The organism is Salinispora goodfellowii, from assembly GCF_059570675.1.
The window spans coordinates 159201-174823 of the sequence record NZ_JCANTD010000008.1; the positions used below are offsets into that span (position 1 = coordinate 159201).

General features: G+C 70.4%; 16 protein-coding genes and 4 pseudogenes. 6 read left to right on the forward strand and 14 right to left on the reverse strand.

Annotation, left to right across the window (positions count from 1 at the left end; genetic code table 11):
* Positions 1-14: 14 nt before the first annotated feature.
* Positions 15-1274, reverse strand: coding sequence for a lycopene cyclase family protein (locus T398_RS11785; RefSeq protein ID WP_496446583.1), 1260 nt, complete (start codon positions 1272-1274; stop codon positions 15-17).
* A gap of 285 nt (positions 1275-1559) precedes the next feature.
* Here T398_RS11785 and T398_RS11790 point away from each other — a divergent pair, with 285 nt between their 5' ends.
* Complete coding sequence (locus tag T398_RS11790; RefSeq protein ID WP_496446584.1) at positions 1560-2768, forward strand: MFS transporter; 1209 nt, start codon at positions 1560-1562, stop codon at positions 2766-2768.
* 148 nt (positions 2769-2916) lie between these two features.
* Here T398_RS11790 and T398_RS11795 read toward each other — a convergent pair whose 3' ends face one another.
* The 3 genes from T398_RS11795 to T398_RS11805 form a co-directional block, all read right to left on the reverse strand.
* Positions 2917-4155 carry an MFS transporter gene (locus T398_RS11795; RefSeq protein ID WP_496446586.1) on the reverse strand — a complete coding sequence of 413 codons (1239 nt, stop codon included), beginning with the start codon at positions 4153-4155 and terminating at the stop codon, positions 2917-2919.
* Between the two features lie 116 nt (positions 4156-4271).
* Positions 4272-5129 carry a slipin family protein gene (locus T398_RS11800; RefSeq protein ID WP_496446588.1) on the reverse strand — a complete coding sequence of 286 codons (858 nt, stop codon included), beginning with the start codon at positions 5127-5129 and terminating at the stop codon, positions 4272-4274.
* 28 nt (positions 5130-5157) lie between these two features.
* On the reverse strand, positions 5158-7056 hold the full coding sequence (locus T398_RS11805) for an AMP-dependent synthetase/ligase (RefSeq protein WP_496446590.1): 1899 nt from the start codon (positions 7054-7056) through the stop codon (positions 5158-5160).
* Between the two features lie 130 nt (positions 7057-7186).
* Here T398_RS11805 and T398_RS11810 point away from each other — a divergent pair.
* Positions 7187-7847, forward strand: a pseudogene (locus T398_RS11810) (hypothetical protein).
* 11 nt (positions 7848-7858) lie between these two features.
* On the opposite strand, the gene T398_RS11815 reads toward T398_RS11810, so the two are convergent.
* The 3 genes from T398_RS11815 to T398_RS11825 all read right to left on the reverse strand — a co-directional run bounded on the left by T398_RS11815 (position 7859) and on the right by T398_RS11825 (position 9474).
* A complete protein-coding gene (locus tag T398_RS11815; protein ID WP_496446592.1) occupies positions 7859-8149 on the reverse strand; it encodes a hypothetical protein in 291 nt (96 codons plus the stop codon).
* Positions 8146-8556, reverse strand: a complete 411-nt coding sequence (locus T398_RS11820) for a DUF1622 domain-containing protein (protein ID WP_496446593.1) — start codon at positions 8554-8556, stop codon at positions 8146-8148. Before T398_RS11820 ends, T398_RS11815 begins: the two co-directional genes overlap by 4 nt.
* A 111-nt stretch (positions 8557-8667) precedes the next feature.
* Entirely contained in the window at positions 8668-9474 is an 807-nt protein-coding gene (locus tag T398_RS11825; protein ID WP_496446595.1) for a potassium channel family protein, read from the reverse strand.
* Positions 9475-9512: 38 nt separating this feature from the next.
* Between T398_RS11825 and T398_RS11830 the strand changes: the two genes are divergently transcribed.
* Together T398_RS11830 and T398_RS11835 are read left to right on the forward strand one after the other, a co-directional pair.
* Positions 9513-10043, forward strand: coding sequence for a MarR family winged helix-turn-helix transcriptional regulator (locus tag T398_RS11830; RefSeq protein ID WP_496446596.1), 531 nt, complete (start codon positions 9513-9515; stop codon positions 10041-10043).
* A 41-nt stretch (positions 10044-10084) separates the two neighbouring features.
* Positions 10085-10579 carry a DUF421 domain-containing protein gene (locus tag T398_RS11835; RefSeq protein ID WP_496446598.1) on the forward strand — a complete coding sequence of 165 codons (495 nt, stop codon included), beginning with the start codon at positions 10085-10087 and terminating at the stop codon, positions 10577-10579.
* Positions 10580-10622: 43 nt separating this feature from the next.
* On the opposite strand, the gene T398_RS11840 is transcribed toward T398_RS11835, so the two are convergent.
* Positions 10623-11903, reverse strand: coding sequence for an amidohydrolase (locus tag T398_RS11840; RefSeq protein ID WP_496446600.1), 1281 nt, complete (start codon positions 11901-11903; stop codon positions 10623-10625).
* Positions 11904-12054: 151 nt separating this feature from the next.
* Between T398_RS11840 and T398_RS11845 the strand changes: the two genes are divergently transcribed.
* Positions 12055-12231: a thiazolylpeptide-type bacteriocin gene (locus T398_RS11845; RefSeq protein WP_018215603.1), complete on the forward strand. Its 177-nt coding sequence runs from the start codon at positions 12055-12057 to the stop codon at positions 12229-12231.
* A 48-nt stretch (positions 12232-12279) separates the two neighbouring features.
* Here the strand turns inward: T398_RS11845 and T398_RS11850 are convergent, their stop codons facing one another.
* From T398_RS11850 to T398_RS11875, 6 genes and pseudogenes are all read right to left on the reverse strand, one after another.
* Positions 12280-12474 (reverse strand): hypothetical protein, encoded by a 195-nt coding sequence (locus T398_RS11850; protein ID WP_496446602.1) that lies wholly within the window; start codon positions 12472-12474, stop codon positions 12280-12282.
* Complete coding sequence (locus tag T398_RS11855) at positions 12471-13211, reverse strand: MerR family transcriptional regulator (protein ID WP_496446604.1); 741 nt, start codon at positions 13209-13211, stop codon at positions 12471-12473. The genes T398_RS11850 and T398_RS11855 overlap by 4 nt, the downstream gene beginning before the upstream one ends.
* Before the next feature lie 13 nt (positions 13212-13224).
* Positions 13225-14460 (reverse strand): MFS transporter, encoded by a 1236-nt coding sequence (locus T398_RS11860; protein ID WP_496446606.1) that lies wholly within the window; start codon positions 14458-14460, stop codon positions 13225-13227.
* Entirely contained in the window at positions 14457-14795 is a 339-nt protein-coding gene (locus T398_RS11865) for a hypothetical protein (RefSeq protein WP_496446608.1), read from the reverse strand. Before T398_RS11865 ends, T398_RS11860 begins: the two co-directional genes overlap by 4 nt.
* Before the next feature lie 205 nt (positions 14796-15000).
* Positions 15001-15102: pseudogene (locus tag T398_RS11870) on the reverse strand (IS5/IS1182 family transposase); the annotation flags it as partial.
* Positions 15101-15244, reverse strand: a pseudogene (locus T398_RS11875) (IS5/IS1182 family transposase); the annotation flags it as partial. The pseudogenes T398_RS11875 and T398_RS11870, both read right to left, overlap by 2 nt.
* Before the next feature lie 75 nt (positions 15245-15319).
* Between T398_RS11875 and T398_RS11880 the strand changes: the two are divergent.
* A pseudogene (locus T398_RS11880) lies at positions 15320-15623 on the forward strand (hypothetical protein); the annotation flags it as partial.

The following is a 15623-nucleotide window of genomic DNA, read 5'->3' on the forward strand; positions in this document are numbered from 1 at the left end:
TCCAGCGGGGTAGGTCACTCGTCCGGCTGAGGGCGTCGCGCCGCGCCGGTGACCGGTGGCGGGATCAGCCCGGCGGCCGGGCGCCGCCACGGCAGGAGCCGATCCCGCAGCCGGGTGGCGGCGTCACCGGCGGTGGCGGCGAGCATCGGCGCCAGCCGGGTGGTGCCCATCAGCGCGACCTCCTCGGCCGGGCTGGTCGTCCCGTCGAGGAAACGCAGCACCCGCTCGGCCGGGTTGCGGTCAAAGAGCCGGTCGAAGAAGTCGGGGCCCGCCAGCGGGCCGCGGTCCAGCGCCCGCAGCGCGACCGCGTCCAGCCACCGGTGCCGGCGGGGGTACGCGGGTGCCGGCACCGGTGCCCGCCCTTCGGCAAGCGCCTCGGCGATCTGCCCCGCCTGCCGGTGCATAGCGGCGAACGTGAAGCCGGTGGAGGGTCGGGTCGCGCCACCGCCGGTGCCGAGGCGGACCACCCGGGGTGAGGGCCGCGGGTCGAACGGGCCATCGGTCATCGGGATCACCCCGTTCTCCACCTCCCGCACTCGCAACCGGGCCGGGTCCAGCCCGAGCCGGTCCCGGTACCCGGCCAACGCCGCGTCGTAGCCGGAATCGGTGAGTAGGCCGGGGGTGAACTCGGTGTACTCGACCAACGCGTACCGGTCGGTGACCGGCAGCACGTAGCCGAACGAGACCCCCCGCTCCGGCTGCGGGGTACGGAAGTCCATCAACACCGCCCGACCCGGGTCGAAGAGCGGCCGGTCGGTCTCGAGCCACCAGCCACGGAAATGCTGCAGCCAGTTGGTACGCCCGGCCCGCCGGGGCGGCCGGGGCCGGGAGTCGAGGACCCAGGACGCCCGTAGCGTCGACCCGCCGGCGCGGACCGTGACCCGGTCGCCGTCGTCCTCGACCGCCTCGGCCGGGGCGACGACGCGGACCGCGCCGAGCCGCCGCTCGGCGCGGTCCGCCCGGTCGTAGACGGAGGCCGAGCGCAGCATCGCGTACCGCAGCGGGGCCAGGTCGAGCACGCGGTGCCGCTCGGGGGTCGTCACCGCAACCTGTGTCCAGCTCGCCGTCAGCAGCGGGTCGAGCCCGTCGTCGGGTCGGCCCCAGAACGCCCAGGTCCGGTCCGCCCCGCGACGGTGCACCGGATCGATCACCGCCACCCGCAGGCCACGCACCCCCCGCCGGTCCAGGGCGGCGAGCACAAGGGAGCCCGCGCCGCCCCCTCCGACCAGGGCAAGGTCAACGTCAACGGTGGGCACCGGTACACGCTGCCACACCCACGGTCGGGTCCACCGGCCGGACCGGCGGCACCGAGTTTTCACCGGCATCACCGGGCCAGCCGAGCGGTTCTCGCATCCACCCGACCGCGGCTATCCTGGCCGCGATCGACAGTTAGGAGTTGGCATGCGCCAGGGCAAGGTCACGGTCACCGCTTCGCCGTGAGAGCACACCGCGCGCTAGCCGGTCCCACCGACGGGCTCGCGCACCCCACGGTATAGCGCTCCTCGCCGCGAAGCGGTCGCTCCCAAGACGACCGTTTCCCCCTTGCTCGAGGAGCTATTTTGCGTGCCCTTGTATCCGCGCGTCTCGGCGCGGACTTCACCAAGCTGTGGACCGCCTCGGCCGTAGCCAATGTCGGTGACGGAGTCACCATGGCGGCCGGTCCACTGCTGGTCGCCTCCATCACCACCAATCCGGCGCTCATCGGTGGCGCTGTCTTCGTCCAACAACTGCCCTGGCTGCTGTTCGCCCTGATCAGCGGCGCCTACGTGGACCGGCTGGACCGCCGCAAGCTGGTGATGGCCGTCAACACGCTGCGCGCCGCGGCCCTCACCGCACTGACCCTCGCCGTCGCCACCGACACCGCCACGGTCGCTCTGGTCTACGCGGTGTTCTTCCTGCTCGGCACCGGGGAGACCCTGGCCGACACCGCCGCCGGCGCGTTCCTGCCCGCCATCGTGGCACCGGACCAGTTGGCCAGCGCCAACGCCCGGCTGATGGCCACCTTCACCATCGCCAACCAGTTCGTCGCCAAACCGCTCGGGGCGTGGCTGTTCGTCATCGCCGCCGCCGCGCCGTTCGGCGTCAACGCCCTGACCTTCGCCGTGGCCGCGGCGCTGGTGGCGACGATCCGGCCGATCCCCGCGCTCCCGCCAGCGGCACCGCGCCGGAGCCTGCGGATGGAGATCACCGACGGTGTTCGCTGGCTGTTCGGACATCGACTGCTGCGTACGCTCGCGGTGAGTATGGGGCTGGCGAACCTCGCGTTCTGCGCCGCCTTCGCCACCTTGGTCCTCTACGCCCGGCAGCGGCTGGGCCTGTCCGACCTCGGCTTCGGCTTCCTCCTGACCACCTTCGCCGGCGGTGGGTTGGTCGGTACTGTCCTCGCGCCGCGGCTACAACGGATAGTCGGGGCCGGCACGCTGCTCCGCGCGGGCCTCGTCGTCGAGCTCATCACCCACACCACTCTGGCGATCACCACAACCCCACTCGTCGCCGCCGTCATTCTGATCATCTTCGGAATACACACCATGGTCTGGGGCGTCATCGTGGTGACCCTGCGCCAACGGGTCGTGCCCGCGCACCTGCTCGGCCGGGTTGGCAGCGTCTACTCGCTGCTCGATCTCGGCGGCGCAGCCCTCGGTTCACTCCTCGGCGGCCTGCTCGCCGGCGCGTGGGGACTCACCACACCGTTCTGGATCGCCGCCGCCGTGCTGGCGCTCATCGCTGTCACCGCCTGGCGACCGCTGCGTACGGCATCCGCCGCCTGACACCTGCGGGGTGCCCTGCTCGGCCCGGACCTCGTCCTGGTCGGTCGGGGCGCCCCGCACGTACTTGTCGAAAAGCGCAGCAACTCCACCGGGCGGGCCGGGGCGGCGACGCGGGCCACCGTGCCCGCCGCCACATCCACGGCCTGGGTCATCGGCGGGCTGGTCGTACGACGGCCACCAGCAGCGCCACGACAAGGTAGGGCGCCACCGCCACCGCGAACGCGACCCGGTTGCCGGCGACGGTGGCGAGCAGGCCGTACCCGACGTAGCACGCGATGATCGTCGTGTCGGTCGCCATCCCGGCGAGCGAGGTGACGGTGGCGCGGGCCGGGCCGACGATCCGCGCCTGAAGCCGGACATCGGCGAGCACAGTGGCCAGTTGGAAGCCGCAGAAGGCGACGCCCACCAGCAGGAACCCAATTGGGTGACCGATCAGCGCGCCGGCGGCGAGCGCCCCGGCGGACCCACCGATCAGGCCGGCGTACCCGCGACGACCCAGCCGCTCCCCCGCCGGGGCGAGCAGGCCGCCGACAGCGACACCAACCCAGGTGAGCACGAGCAGCAACGGCACGGCCGGCCCGCTCGCCCCTACGTCTCGGGCCAACAGCGGAAGGTACTCCTCGAGCGCCCCCCATCCGGCGGCGACGGCGGCGACCAGCAGCACCGCCGCGCGCACCGTCCGGTCGGCGTGCGCCTCGGCCAGCCCGCCCCGCAGGGAGGCCCACCAGCCGGGTTCACCGTCGTCGGTGTCGGTGTCGGTGGCCGGCTCGCGGTGCTCCGGTAGGCGGGTGGCGACGGCGGCGGCCCCCAGGCAGGCCAGGACGCTCGCCACGCCGAGAGCGGGGTAGCCGCCGAGGGCGAGTACCGGCGCCGCCAACACGAGGGAGGCCAACACGCCGAGGGTTTCCGCGGTGCGGGCCCGGCCGATGACCCGGGCGTACCGGCTGGCCGCGCCGAGCCGGTCCAGGCCGGTGTAGACCAGGGCCTCCAACGCACCGGAGGCGAGCGCGCCGCCGACTCCCCAGAGCAGGAAACCCACCGCGAAGGCCGGGTACGAGGGCACGAGTGTCCAGAGCGCGAAGCCGGCGGCGGTCACCAGCGGCGCGAGGCAGAGCAGCAGCCGCCGGGAGACGGCGTCGGCCAACGCCCCGGAGGGGACCTCCAGCGCGATCGAACTGGCCGACCAGATGACGAACAGGGTCGAGATCTGCCACACCGTCAGGCCGGTGTCGGTGAACAGCAGCGGATAGACGGGGTAGAGCAGGACGAGGTCGCGCAGGAACGAGTACCCGTAGAGGGTTGCCGCGAGTGACCGGACCCGCCGGTCGGGTGAGGCGATCGGGCCCGGGTGCGGGCCACCTCTCGGTGGGTTCGTGTCGAAGATCATCGATTCTTCCCGTGAGGTGAGTGCGGACGCCGGAGGTACGGCGACCGCGGTGGCCCACGGGAAGGGCAGTCAGCGGTGGATCAATGTCGCCAGATCATGCGGCCGATGGTAGCAGTTCACCGGGCCGGACGCGGCCCGTCGTCGCGGCGGTGCCCGTCACCGGCCACCGCGGCTGCTTGCTCCGCCACCGCCTCGTCCTGGTCGGTCGGGGCGCCGCGCGCGCACTTGTCGAAGAAGCGCAGCAGTTCCACCGGGAACGGCATCACCAGGGTGCTGTTCTTCTCCGCCGCCACATCCGACACGGTCTGTAGCAGCCGCAGCTGGTACGCGCCCGGGGTGTCCGCCATGGTCTGGGAGGCGTCGGCAAGCCGCCGGGACGCCTGGTACTCCCCGTCGGCGGCGATGACCCGGGCCCGCCGGTCCCGCTCGGCCTCGGCCTGCCGGGACATCGACCGCTTCATCCCCTCCGGCAGCGAGACATCCTTGACCTCGACCCGCTCGATGTTCAGCCCCCACGGCCCTTCGGTCGGGTCGTCGATCACCGACTTGAGGTCGGCGTTGACCTTGTCCCGGTCGGCGAGGAGGGTGTCCAGGTCCACCTTGCCGATCACCGAACGCAGCGCGGTCTGCGAGATCTGGAGCACCGCTGCCGGATACTTCTCCACGTTCACCAGGGCCTTCACCGGGTCCACGACCCGGAAGTAGACCACCGCGTCGACCTTGAGGGTCACGTTGTCCCGCGTGATCGCCCCCTGCGCAGGCACGTCGATCACCGTGGTCTGCATGCTAACCCGGACCATTCGGTCCACGATCGGAATGATCAGCCGCAGGCCGGGTTCCCGGACGGGCAGCAGCACCCGTCCGAAGCGGAAGACCACCCCGCGTTCGTACTGCTGCACGATCCGCAGGCTCAGGGCGCCGAGCAGCGCCAGGACGACCAGCACGATCACCACGCCGATGAAGCCGGCTGCCATGGCACCCCTTCCGGTACGCCCGCCCAGCTCAGTGGCCCTGGTACAGGGCATTGACGTCTTCACTGAAGTGTTCCTCGACAACATTTTTCTTGATCTTGAGAATGGGGGTGAGTTCGCCATCGGCCTCGGTGAGATCCCGGGGCAGGATGCGGAAGGTCTTGACCTGCTCGGCCCGGGAGACGGTCGCGTTCGCCCGGTCAACGGCCCCCTGGATCTCGTCACACAGCTCCGGGTCGTCCCGCAGCTCGGCCACGGTCGCGTCGTCCGAACGGCCGTGCTCGGAACGCCACCGACCCCAGGCAGACGGATCGATGCTTATCAGCGCGACGACGTAGGGGCGATCATCACCGATCAGCATGCACTGACTGACCAACGGGTGCGCCCGGATCGCCTCCTCGATCGGCGCGGGCGCGAGATTCTGCCCCGAGGCGGTAACAATGATCTCCTTCTGCCGCCCGGTGATCCGCAGAAATCCGTCCGAGTCGAGCTCTCCCAGGTCACCGGTCCGCATCCACCCGTCCTGGGTGAACACCGCCCGGGTTGCCTCCGCGTTATTCCAGTACCCCGGGAAGACCGGGTCGCCGCGGGCGAGGATCTCACCATCGTCGGCGATCTGGATCCGCACCCCCGGCAGGGGGCGACCAACCGTGCCGACCCGCTGTGTCGTCGGCGTGTTCACCGTCAACGCCGGGGATGCCTCGGTGAGTCCGTACCCCTCCAGCACCAGCAGGCCCGCGCCCCGGAAGAAATGTCCCAGCCGTTCGCCGAGCGGCGCGCCGCCGACAATCGCCGCGGAGCACCGACCGCCCAGGGCGGCCCGCAGTTTCCGGTACACCAACAGGTCGAACCCGCCTCGGGCGAGCCGGAGCAGGGGGTTCGGGCCCCAGGAACGATCGAGGCCGTGGCTGTACCGCACCGCCACCCGCTCGGCGAGCCGGAACAACCAGCCCCGGTGACTCTCCTCGGCCTTCTGCCGGGCCCGACTGTGCAGCTTCTCGAAGACCCGGGGCACCGCCAGGACGAACATCGGCCGATGCCGGCGCAGCTGCTCCAGCACACCCGCGATGTCGGCGCTGTGCACCATGGTGCTGCGGGTATGCACCACCCCAACCTGGATCATCCGGGCGAACGCGTGGGCCAGGGGCAGGAACAACACCGTGGTCGCCCCGGCGTGGAACAGCTGCGGCAGCACCGAGACCGCGGCGCTCACATCGCAGTGGATAGACCGGTGGGTCAGCACACAGCCCTTTGGCCGGCCGGTCGTGCCGCTGGTGTAGACGATCGTGGCCATGTCACCGCCGGTCACCCGACGGCGCCGGCCGTCCACCACCGCGGCGTCGACCGCACGGCCCTGGCCAGCCAGATTGATCAGGTCGCCAGCGTCGATCTGCCACACGTCGCGCAGCGCCGGCAGCTCCGAACGGAGGCTGGCAATCAACTCGGCCTGACCGGCGGTCTCCACCACGCAGCCCACCACGCCCGCGTCCGACAGGACCCACCCGAGCTGGTCCGCGCTGGCCGTCTCGAACACCGGCACCGACACCGCCCCGATCGCCCAGAGGGCGTAGTCGACCAGGGTCCACTCGTACCGGGTGCGGCTGACCAGCCCGACCCGGTCACCGTGCCCCACCCCGGCCGCGAGGAAGCCGCGGGCGAGGCTGAGCACGTCGTCCCGGAACTGGGCGCACGTCACCGGCACATCCCCACCGCGCACCGAGCGCCGCGCGGGCCAGGCGCGGGACACCGGTGCGGGCCGGACGAACTGCACCACCTCCGGTTCCTCCCGGGCGTTGGTCCACACCTGCTCGGCCAGCCCCGGCAACACGCCGCCGATCTCCTCCACCGGCGAGGCCACGACCTCCTGCACCTTGCTACCCCCGGTAGCTTCACCACCGGCACCTGGCGTGCCGGCGCTCGTACCACCCATCGTGCGACCGGCGGCGGCACCGGCGGTGGGACTACCGGCAAACCGGCCCGGGTGCCGTGCCGACGTGGTAACACGCCGTCAACGCTGGAAAGCGCTCGGCACCGCCATCGGAACGGTCTATCTTTCGCGGATGCCCTTCCCCTCTCGCCCACCATTGCCGCCGGACGTGGACCCCGAGCTGTGGTTCGACACCGAGCAGTGCGGCCGGCACTATCTCCTCGACGGCAACCCCCACACGTCCCCCGGACGGATGTACGCCTATTGCGCCGAGCGCGGTATCCGTACCCGGGTGTCGAAGGGTGAGATCAGCGACTGCTCCGCGCAGACCCGGTACTTCGTACGTGGGTTCCTTTCCGGCAATGAGCCGGCGCCACCAGAGTCCGACAGCCCCACCGAACCGGCCGCTCTCGCCTGGAACGACGTGGTCGCTCGCTTCCGGGACACCGGGTACTGGAACGTCGATGCGAATGCCGTCGCGGCGGGTGACGTCGATACCGACCGGTCAGAGGAGACCGATGCGGATCCCGACGGTGGCACCGACACCGAGGCGGGAGAGGTCCCGCAGTGGATCCAGAGCTGGCTGCGAGAGCAAGCGACCGCACAGGTGGCGGCTGGGCTCCCCTCCGACCGCGGTCGGAGGGGAGCAGTACGTGACTGCCAAGTTCCGGGCGGAGCGTGAGCTCAACCGGGGTCTCGATGCGCTCGGGGTGAGCGCGGTCGAGATCCACGCCGCCTATGGGCTGGGGCACGACCCGCCGCGCACGGCGGGCAGTTGGCGGCAGGACGACTGACGGCGGTGCGCCTAGCGGCCGGAAGGGCGCTGCGACAACCCACGCTCCGCTGGCCCTGGCTGGCTGCGGCCGGCGGTCAAACCTACTCGGACCAGCTGGCGGATCACCATGATCGCCACTACGTAGAGCAGGTTCTCCCCCACCGGTGCCGGGGCGAGCCGCAGCAGACTGGCGGCCAACCACAGGTCGAGGCCGACGTGCAGGGCCAGGCGCCCATCCCGGGACACCAGCAGGACCACCGCGGCCGAGCCGATGCCCGCGGCGACGCAGGCCAGGGTGGCGTACTCGACCAGGGTGTTCACGTGGTGGGCTCCTTACCCGCCCGGTTCGGCTCGGCGGACCGGGGCGAGCCGAACTCGGCGATCTCGCGGCGTTCCTGCTTGAGCTCACGAGCGAGGAAGAAGTTCAGGGCGGTTCGGATCGCCGCCACCGCGGCCAGCTCGGAGATATCCAGCAGGGTGGGAGCGACCGAGGTGCGCATGATGTCCGAGGCGAGTTGAAACTCCAGCCCGAGGGTCAGGAACCGGCCGAGAGTCAGCCGGATCGGCACGAACGCCCGGCTCCGCCGGTGCCACAACCCCGCGAGCAGGAACCGGATGAACGCCATCATCGCCCCGACGAAGATGATGAGGATGCCGGCGGCCTCCACCACTCGCACCAGGAGGTCCACCGATTCCAAGAACCAATGCTGGTCGGCCATGCCATCCATACCAGCGGCTCCATGCCGCCGCGAGCGCCGGCACGCCGGGACAACACCCGATCGCGTTGCCGTCGGCCGATCCCGCCCCGGCGGGCGGTGTCATCCGCCGCTGGTCCCCCGTCAGGTGTGGGTCGTGCGGGCCGGCTGCACCGGCGGGGCCACCGGGTCGGCGGAGCCGGCGCCGGCCGACGGGTCGAGCTGCTGGCGCAGCGCCACGATCTCCTGGCGCAGCGCCGCGACGTCCTCGGCGGTCGCTGCCGGGTGTCGGTCCCGACCGCTCACCCGGTCAACGATCCAGGTGGCAAGCGAGCCGGTCACGAAACCGATCAGCCCGATGCCGCCGATCATCAGGCCGACCGCCACCAGCCGCCCCTCCGGGGTGACCGGATAGAAGTCGCCGTAGCCGACAGTCGTGATGGTCACGGCCGCCCACCAGAGGGCATCGCCGTAGTTGGTGATGGACGGGTCCGGAGCCTGCCGCTCGGCGTCCAGGACCGCCAGGGAGGCCACCCCCACCAGCAACGCGGTGGTCGCGGCCACGTAGATGCCGAGCCGGCCGCGAACCCATGCCTCGGTCCGCCGGCTGAGCGAGAGCACCACCGTCACCAACCGCAGCGCCCGTAGCGGACGGAGCATCGGCAGGATCAGGACGGCGAGGTCGAACAGGTGCTCCCGGAGGAAGCGTCGCCGCTGCGTGTGCAGGATGAATCGGACAGCCATGTCGAGCCAGAACACGAGCCAGATGGTGAACGTGGTCACCTGACAGGCCGTGTTCCACGCCGAGCTGAGCTGTGGATCCAGGATCGGCGCAGCGTATGCGGCCAGGAACGCCAGGGAGAAAACGGTCAACGGTAGCGCGGTCAGGCGCTCCCAACTCGCGGCCCACTGCTCCCGCCAGCTGATGGAGCGGGTGTTTTCCATGATCACCCCGACCGTGGTGCGTATGTCCGTGCAACTATGGGCCGATGCGACTCTACGTGGAGCCAACGGGGTCGTCGACGGCGGTGGACGAGCCTCAGGTAGACGACCCCCTGGTAGACGCGCTGGCAGCGCTCTGCCGCTCGCTGGTCGGTGTCACCGTCCGCACGCTCGACGCTCTCGATATCGACCTCACGATGTCGCAGTACCGAATTCTGGTCCTCCTCGTCTCCCGGGGACCGGTCCGGGTCGTTGACCTCGCCACCAGCCTGCACGTCCATCCCTCCACCGTCACCCGCGCCTGTGATCGTCTGGTCCGACGAGGGCTGGTGGCCCGACGGACCGGCGAGAGCGACCGCCGGGTGTCCTGGCTCAGCCTGACCGTCCCCGGTCGAGACCTGGTCGGCGAGGTCGTTCGACGCCGTAGTGCCGAAATCCGGCGGCTGGTCGCGGTGACCGGCACCGCGCCCGAGGTCGGGCTGATCGGCACACTGGAGGCGCTGGTGGCCGCCGCCGGCGAACCAGATGAACGGCAGTGGCGGCAGGACTGGGAACGGTGCGGCGGAGCAACGCGCTGAGCTCACCGGCATGACGCAGTCGTCGTCGGGTAGCCGTTGCCGTGGTCGACTGGCGGGCGGTCTTCACGCCGGACGCTCCGCTGTTGGAGATCATCGTCCGGGGCAGCGTGATGTACCTGACGCTGTTCTTCCTGCTGCGGGTCCTACTGAAGCGAGAGAGCGGCACCACCGGAATGACCGACCTGCTGGTCATCGTGCTGATCGCCGACGCCGCGCAGAACGGTATGGCGAACGGCTACACCTCACTCGCCGACGGGGTGCTACTGGTCGCGGTGATCATCGGTTGGGCGTACCTGCTCGACGCCGTCGCCTACCGCTGGCAACCCGCCGCCCGACTGATCCGACCGAAACCACTGGCCCTGGTCCGCGACGGCCGAATGCTTCGCCGCAACATGCGCCGGGAGTTGGTCACCGAAGACGAGGTGTACGGGCAGCTGCGCGAGCAGGGCATCGACAGCCTGGCTGACGTCCGGGAGATGCGAATGGAGTCCGACGGCCAGTTCAGCGTGATCACCCACCGCCCCGGGAAGCAATGACCCTGACGAGCCCAGAGACATGGACGCCAGGACAGCAACCCGGTCAGTCAACAGCGAGCAGCGTTCGGGCGGCGGCCACGAGCGCCGCCACCCCGGTCGGTAGCGCCAGCTCAACCTGCGGGGCGAACCTCGGGCTGTGATTCGTCGGCAGGTTACCCAGCTTCTCGGCCGCGTTGGCGCCGGGCACCGTCCGCCACTGGCCTGGGCCCACGGTGCCGAGCATCCAGTAGCTGCTCGGTATCCCCCCGGCGGCCAGGAGCGGAAAGTCCTCCGCCGCCAGGGAGGGGGGCCACCCGCTGACCCGCTCCGTCCCGAACACCCCGAGGTGGGCGGCCCGTACCCGGGCGGTCATGGCCGGGTCCCCCACATAGGCGGGGGTACGCGCGACGACGCGCACCGTCGGCTCCCGCGGGCTGTTGGCGGCCGCGCAGGCGACCCGAACCGTTCGGATCACGCCCGCCAACACCTGGTCCAGCGTCCGCTCGTGCCGGGCCCGGATCGTCACCCCGAGCGTCGCCTGGTCGGCGATAACTGCCGCGTGGTGACCGGCACGCAGCGTCCCGACGGTGAGCAGCACCGGGTCATCCCGGTTGGCCTGCCGCGCCACCAGCGCCCGCAGCCGCAGAACGCTGTCCGCGGCGAGCAGCACCGGATCCACGCAGAGCTGCGGGGTGGCCGGGTGCCCGCCCCGTCCGAACACGATGATCTCCAGGGTGACGCAGCCGGCCGTCATCGCACCGGCACCGTGGGCGACCATTCCCGCCGGTAGCGGTGCGGCATGCTGGGCCAGAAGCAGGTCAGGTCGGCCGAACCGCTCGTAGAGTCCGTCGGCGATCAGGGCCGCCGCACCGTGCAGAGTCTCCTCAGCTGGCTGTCCCAGGATCAGCAGCGTCCCCCGCCAGCCGTCTCGTGTTTGGGCCAGGTGGGCGGCGGCGCCGACCGCCGCGGCTAGGTGCAGGTCGTGTCCGCAGGCGTGCATGACCGGCACGATCCGGCCGTCGGCGGCTACGCCGGTAGCGGTGCTGGCATATGGCAGGCCGGTCTCCTCGGCAACCGGAAGCGCGTCGAGCTCTGCCCGGATCAGGACGGTCGGGCCGGCCCCATTGCGCAGGACGCCGACCACGCCATGCCCACCGACTCCGGTCGTGACCTGGTACCCAACCCCCCGTAGGGCAGCCGCGAAGCGGGCTGCGGTGCGCTCCTCCGCACCGGAGAGCTCCGGATGCGCGTGCAGGTCACGGTAGAGCCGGGCCGCGGCGGCAACGATCTCTCGACCAACCGGCGGACCGGCCGAATCGGCGGCATCGGCTGCTACGAGTGCCATGAAGTCAGCCAAGCCGACGCCGCTGTCATTCCGCTGACATCGGGCGACAGTGATGTGTGACAGCGGCACCACGCGATTGGTAAGCGCCCTGGGGTGTGCTTGCGGTGGGCCGACGGACAAGCCGGCCGGCCGCCGACCGGGAGGAGTCACCATGGAGCACGACACCGACCTCAACGCCCTCGCCGAGGAGATCATGGAGCTGGAGTCGGAGACCTTCGCGATCTCCGACTACGCCGACGCGTCCGAGGCGATTCTCGCCTCCTGCTCCTCGTCGGCCACCACCTCGACCTGCAGCAGCACCACCTCCACCACCAGTTGCTCGGCCTGAGCAACAGCAGAACGACGTCGGGCCATCCGGAAGGGGTGGCCCGACGTCTTACGACCAGGCATTGATCTTCGCGTAGGACGGTAGGTCCCGTCGCACGGTAAGGCCGTCGCGGACGGGGACGGCTTCTCCACTGCTGCCGCCAGTGCGGCGGAGGAAGAGTAGCGAACCGGTGCTGATCCGTCCCACGCCCAGGTCAGCCCGGGTGACGATGGTGGTGTGCGGGGGTGTCGCACAGTCGGTCACGGCTGATCGACACTGGCCAGCCGGGCGAGAAGCTCACGCTGGGCGTCATTGAAAGCCATTTCCTGGTACGACATGAGCAGCGCACGGGTCAGGGGATCCAATTCCGGCCACCCGTCGACGCTCAGCTGGCCCAGGGCGAGGTGATAGTCGGCGACCAGCCGGTCGATCTCCTCATCGCCGGTGTCCGGCCCGAGCGCGGCAAACCGGGCGGTCAACGCGGTGGTGGCCGCCAGCACGTCCGGCTCGGTGGCCTGACTGAGCAGCCCGATCAACGCGGCCCGGCCCCTGTCATCCAGGAGGTGGTGCAGCAACAGGACTACCTCGCGGTCGTGTTTGAGTAGCTCTGGCGGCAGGTCCGGACCACCGCCGCTGCCGATACTCTCGAGCAGGCCGACCAGTTCCGACGGCGTGTCGGGGGCGGCTCCGGCGGCGCGAAGCTGGGCGATCACCTCGCGGCGGGCGGTGAGCCGATCGATCTGGTCGGCCAGTTCGCGGTCGAGCTCGTCGAGGACAGCGTGGGCCCGGCCGCTGGCCCCCAGTATCGGCGGAATTTCGTCGAGGGGGATGCCGATCTCGGCCAGCCGCCGGATGCGCAGCAGCAGCACCAGGTCGCGCACCGTGTACTCGCGATAGCCGTTCGCCCGCCGTGCCGGCTCGGGAAGGACCCCAACCTGGTGGTAGTGCCGCAGGGTGCGGACGCTGACTCCGGCCAGCCGGGCGATTTCGCCGCTGTTCATCCGTTCCTCCAGGTCAACTTACTAGTTCGGCCTCGGGTGCCGGCCTTGGTTCCAGGTCGCGCAGTGCCCGTGCGCCGATCGCGGCGACGCCGGTGACGAGCCAGATGGCGGCGAGGACGATCGCGCCGGTCCGCGCACTGAACTCCGCGACCAGCAGCGCGGCGCCGCCCATGCCGAGTGCCGGGGCGAGGGTGAGCAGCGCGTTCTGGAGGCTCATCACCCGACCGCGCATCGCGTCCGGAATTCGCTCGACCATGAGTACGCCGATCAGGCTGCCGAACAGCCCGTTGCCGAGCCCGACCAGGGCCGCGGCGCCGAGCACGATCCACGGGCTCGCCAGCGTCGCCATAGCGCTGAAGCCGGCGATCGTGATCAGCATTCCGGTCAGGAACCAGGTACGCCGCCGGCCCCGGCTGCCCGCCGCGGCGTACGTCCCGCCGCCGATCAGCAGTCCGACAGCGAGCGAGCTGAGCACCAGCCCGAGCAGCTCGGGCCGCTGCTGAAGGGTGAAGTATACCGGCAGGACCAACGCCTGAAAGCCGGCCAGAACCACCACCACACCGGCGCTGATCAAGGTGGTGGCCAGCAGGAACGGCGAACGGCGCAGGGTGTGCCAGCCGTCGCGCAGCACCACCCGCTGCGGCACGGCCCCGTCCACCGGGATCACCGCAGCCGGGACCACGCCGGTCTCGCGCGGGATGAGCATGGTGACCGCCGCGGCCATGGCCGAGGTCGCCGCGGTAACCCACAGCACGGCGACTCCGTCAAACGCCGCGATCAGCACCGCCCCGACCGCCGGCCCGATCAGCATGACCATTGCGCCGAGCGCCTCGCGCAGCCCTAGCAACCGCTCGGTGCTCATCCGCCCGGCCCGGATGACGCCTGGGATCATCGCTTCCCGGGCGGTCAGCCCCGGCACGTCGCCGAACGAGCCGATCACCGCGAACAGCACGAACCAGCCGAGCGCGAGCCCGACGGCGGCGTCGACCAAGGGCAGCGCGGCAATCGAGAGCGCGGAGATCACATCGGTGAGCACGGCGGCCGTACGCCGGTTGATCCGGTCGATCACCACGCCCATGACCAGCCCCGCGATGGCTGCGGGCAGCGCCGAGGCAACGGCGACCGCACCGGTGGCGAGCACACTGCCGGTGGTCTGCAGGACCAGCAACGGCAGGACCACCCCGGCAATGGAGTTCCCCAGCATGGATAGGACGTAGGAGGTCAAATAGGCCCAGGACACCTTGCTCATACGACCATCGCAAACCATGACGCCGCGTCGGGGTCAACTCCACAGCGTCCGTCGGGGAGGGGTGGCGCTACTTGCTCGCCGATCCCGCCGCGTTGGAGCTTCCTGGACAGAGCTTCGACCAAGATCAGCGGCGCCCGTCCCGATGGCATCGTGCCTCGGACCCAGTGCGAGACATGGGAACGGCCAATGCCAGCGCACTCCGTAACTCCGCTCTCGATAGCGACCTGTGCGACGACCCTTGCAATTTGGGCATGGGACAGGCCGGCTTCGGCAATCGCCGCCACGAGCTGGCGTTGCCAACGCTGTTGCGCGCCACAGTTCGCCTCCCGCACCACTGATGATCTTTCACCACGTTCACCGGTTCTCGATGCTCGAGAGCATACCCACAGAGCATGATTCGCGGTTCGCTATAGGTACCGCCGATTACTCCGGAAGGATCGTCAAGCGCCGACAGACGTGATTCGTCCTGTCAGGAGTGCTCAACGGACAGTTAATGAGGCTTTCCGCGTAACGGTGGGTGGCGTTGGGTAGCGTCCGGTTTCAGGTGGTTCGTTGATGGTCGATGTGGAGGATGACCAGGGCTGCGGCGACGATGGCGCCGATCTTCCACGGGCAGAGGCTGATGTTGCGTAGTGCTTTGAATCAGGACGGCCTGCCGGAAGCAGGTCAACGCGCGTCGCTTCCTGCGGGTGCCGCGTCGGAGGCGTTCGGCGTGCAGCAGGCCCGACAGGTGGAACACGGTCTCGTCACGTACGGGCAGAGCGGCGGTGTAGGTGATAGTCATAGCTGGCGCGGAACTCCGGTCATCGTGATCTGTGGAAGGACCCCGCGACCACAGCCTTACCCGGAAGGGTTCAATGACCTGGTGACGGGGGTGGGCAGCAATCCGTTGGCGCCGCTGCTGGAGTTTCTGCCGCAGGCCCGGGACGTCGGTCTGCACCTGATCGTCGCCTGGCGCACCGGTGGCGCGAGCCGGGCTCTCTACGAGCCGGTGCTGATGCGGCTGCGGGAGATCAGTACCCCGGGGATCGTGATGTCCGGTAACCGGGACGAAGGGGTGCTACTCGGCAACGTCCGTCCCGGGCCGCTGCCGCCCGGTCGGGGCTGGCTGGTCACTCGGCGGGAGGGCACCCGCCTGGTGCAGTTGGTGAACCTTCCGTCCC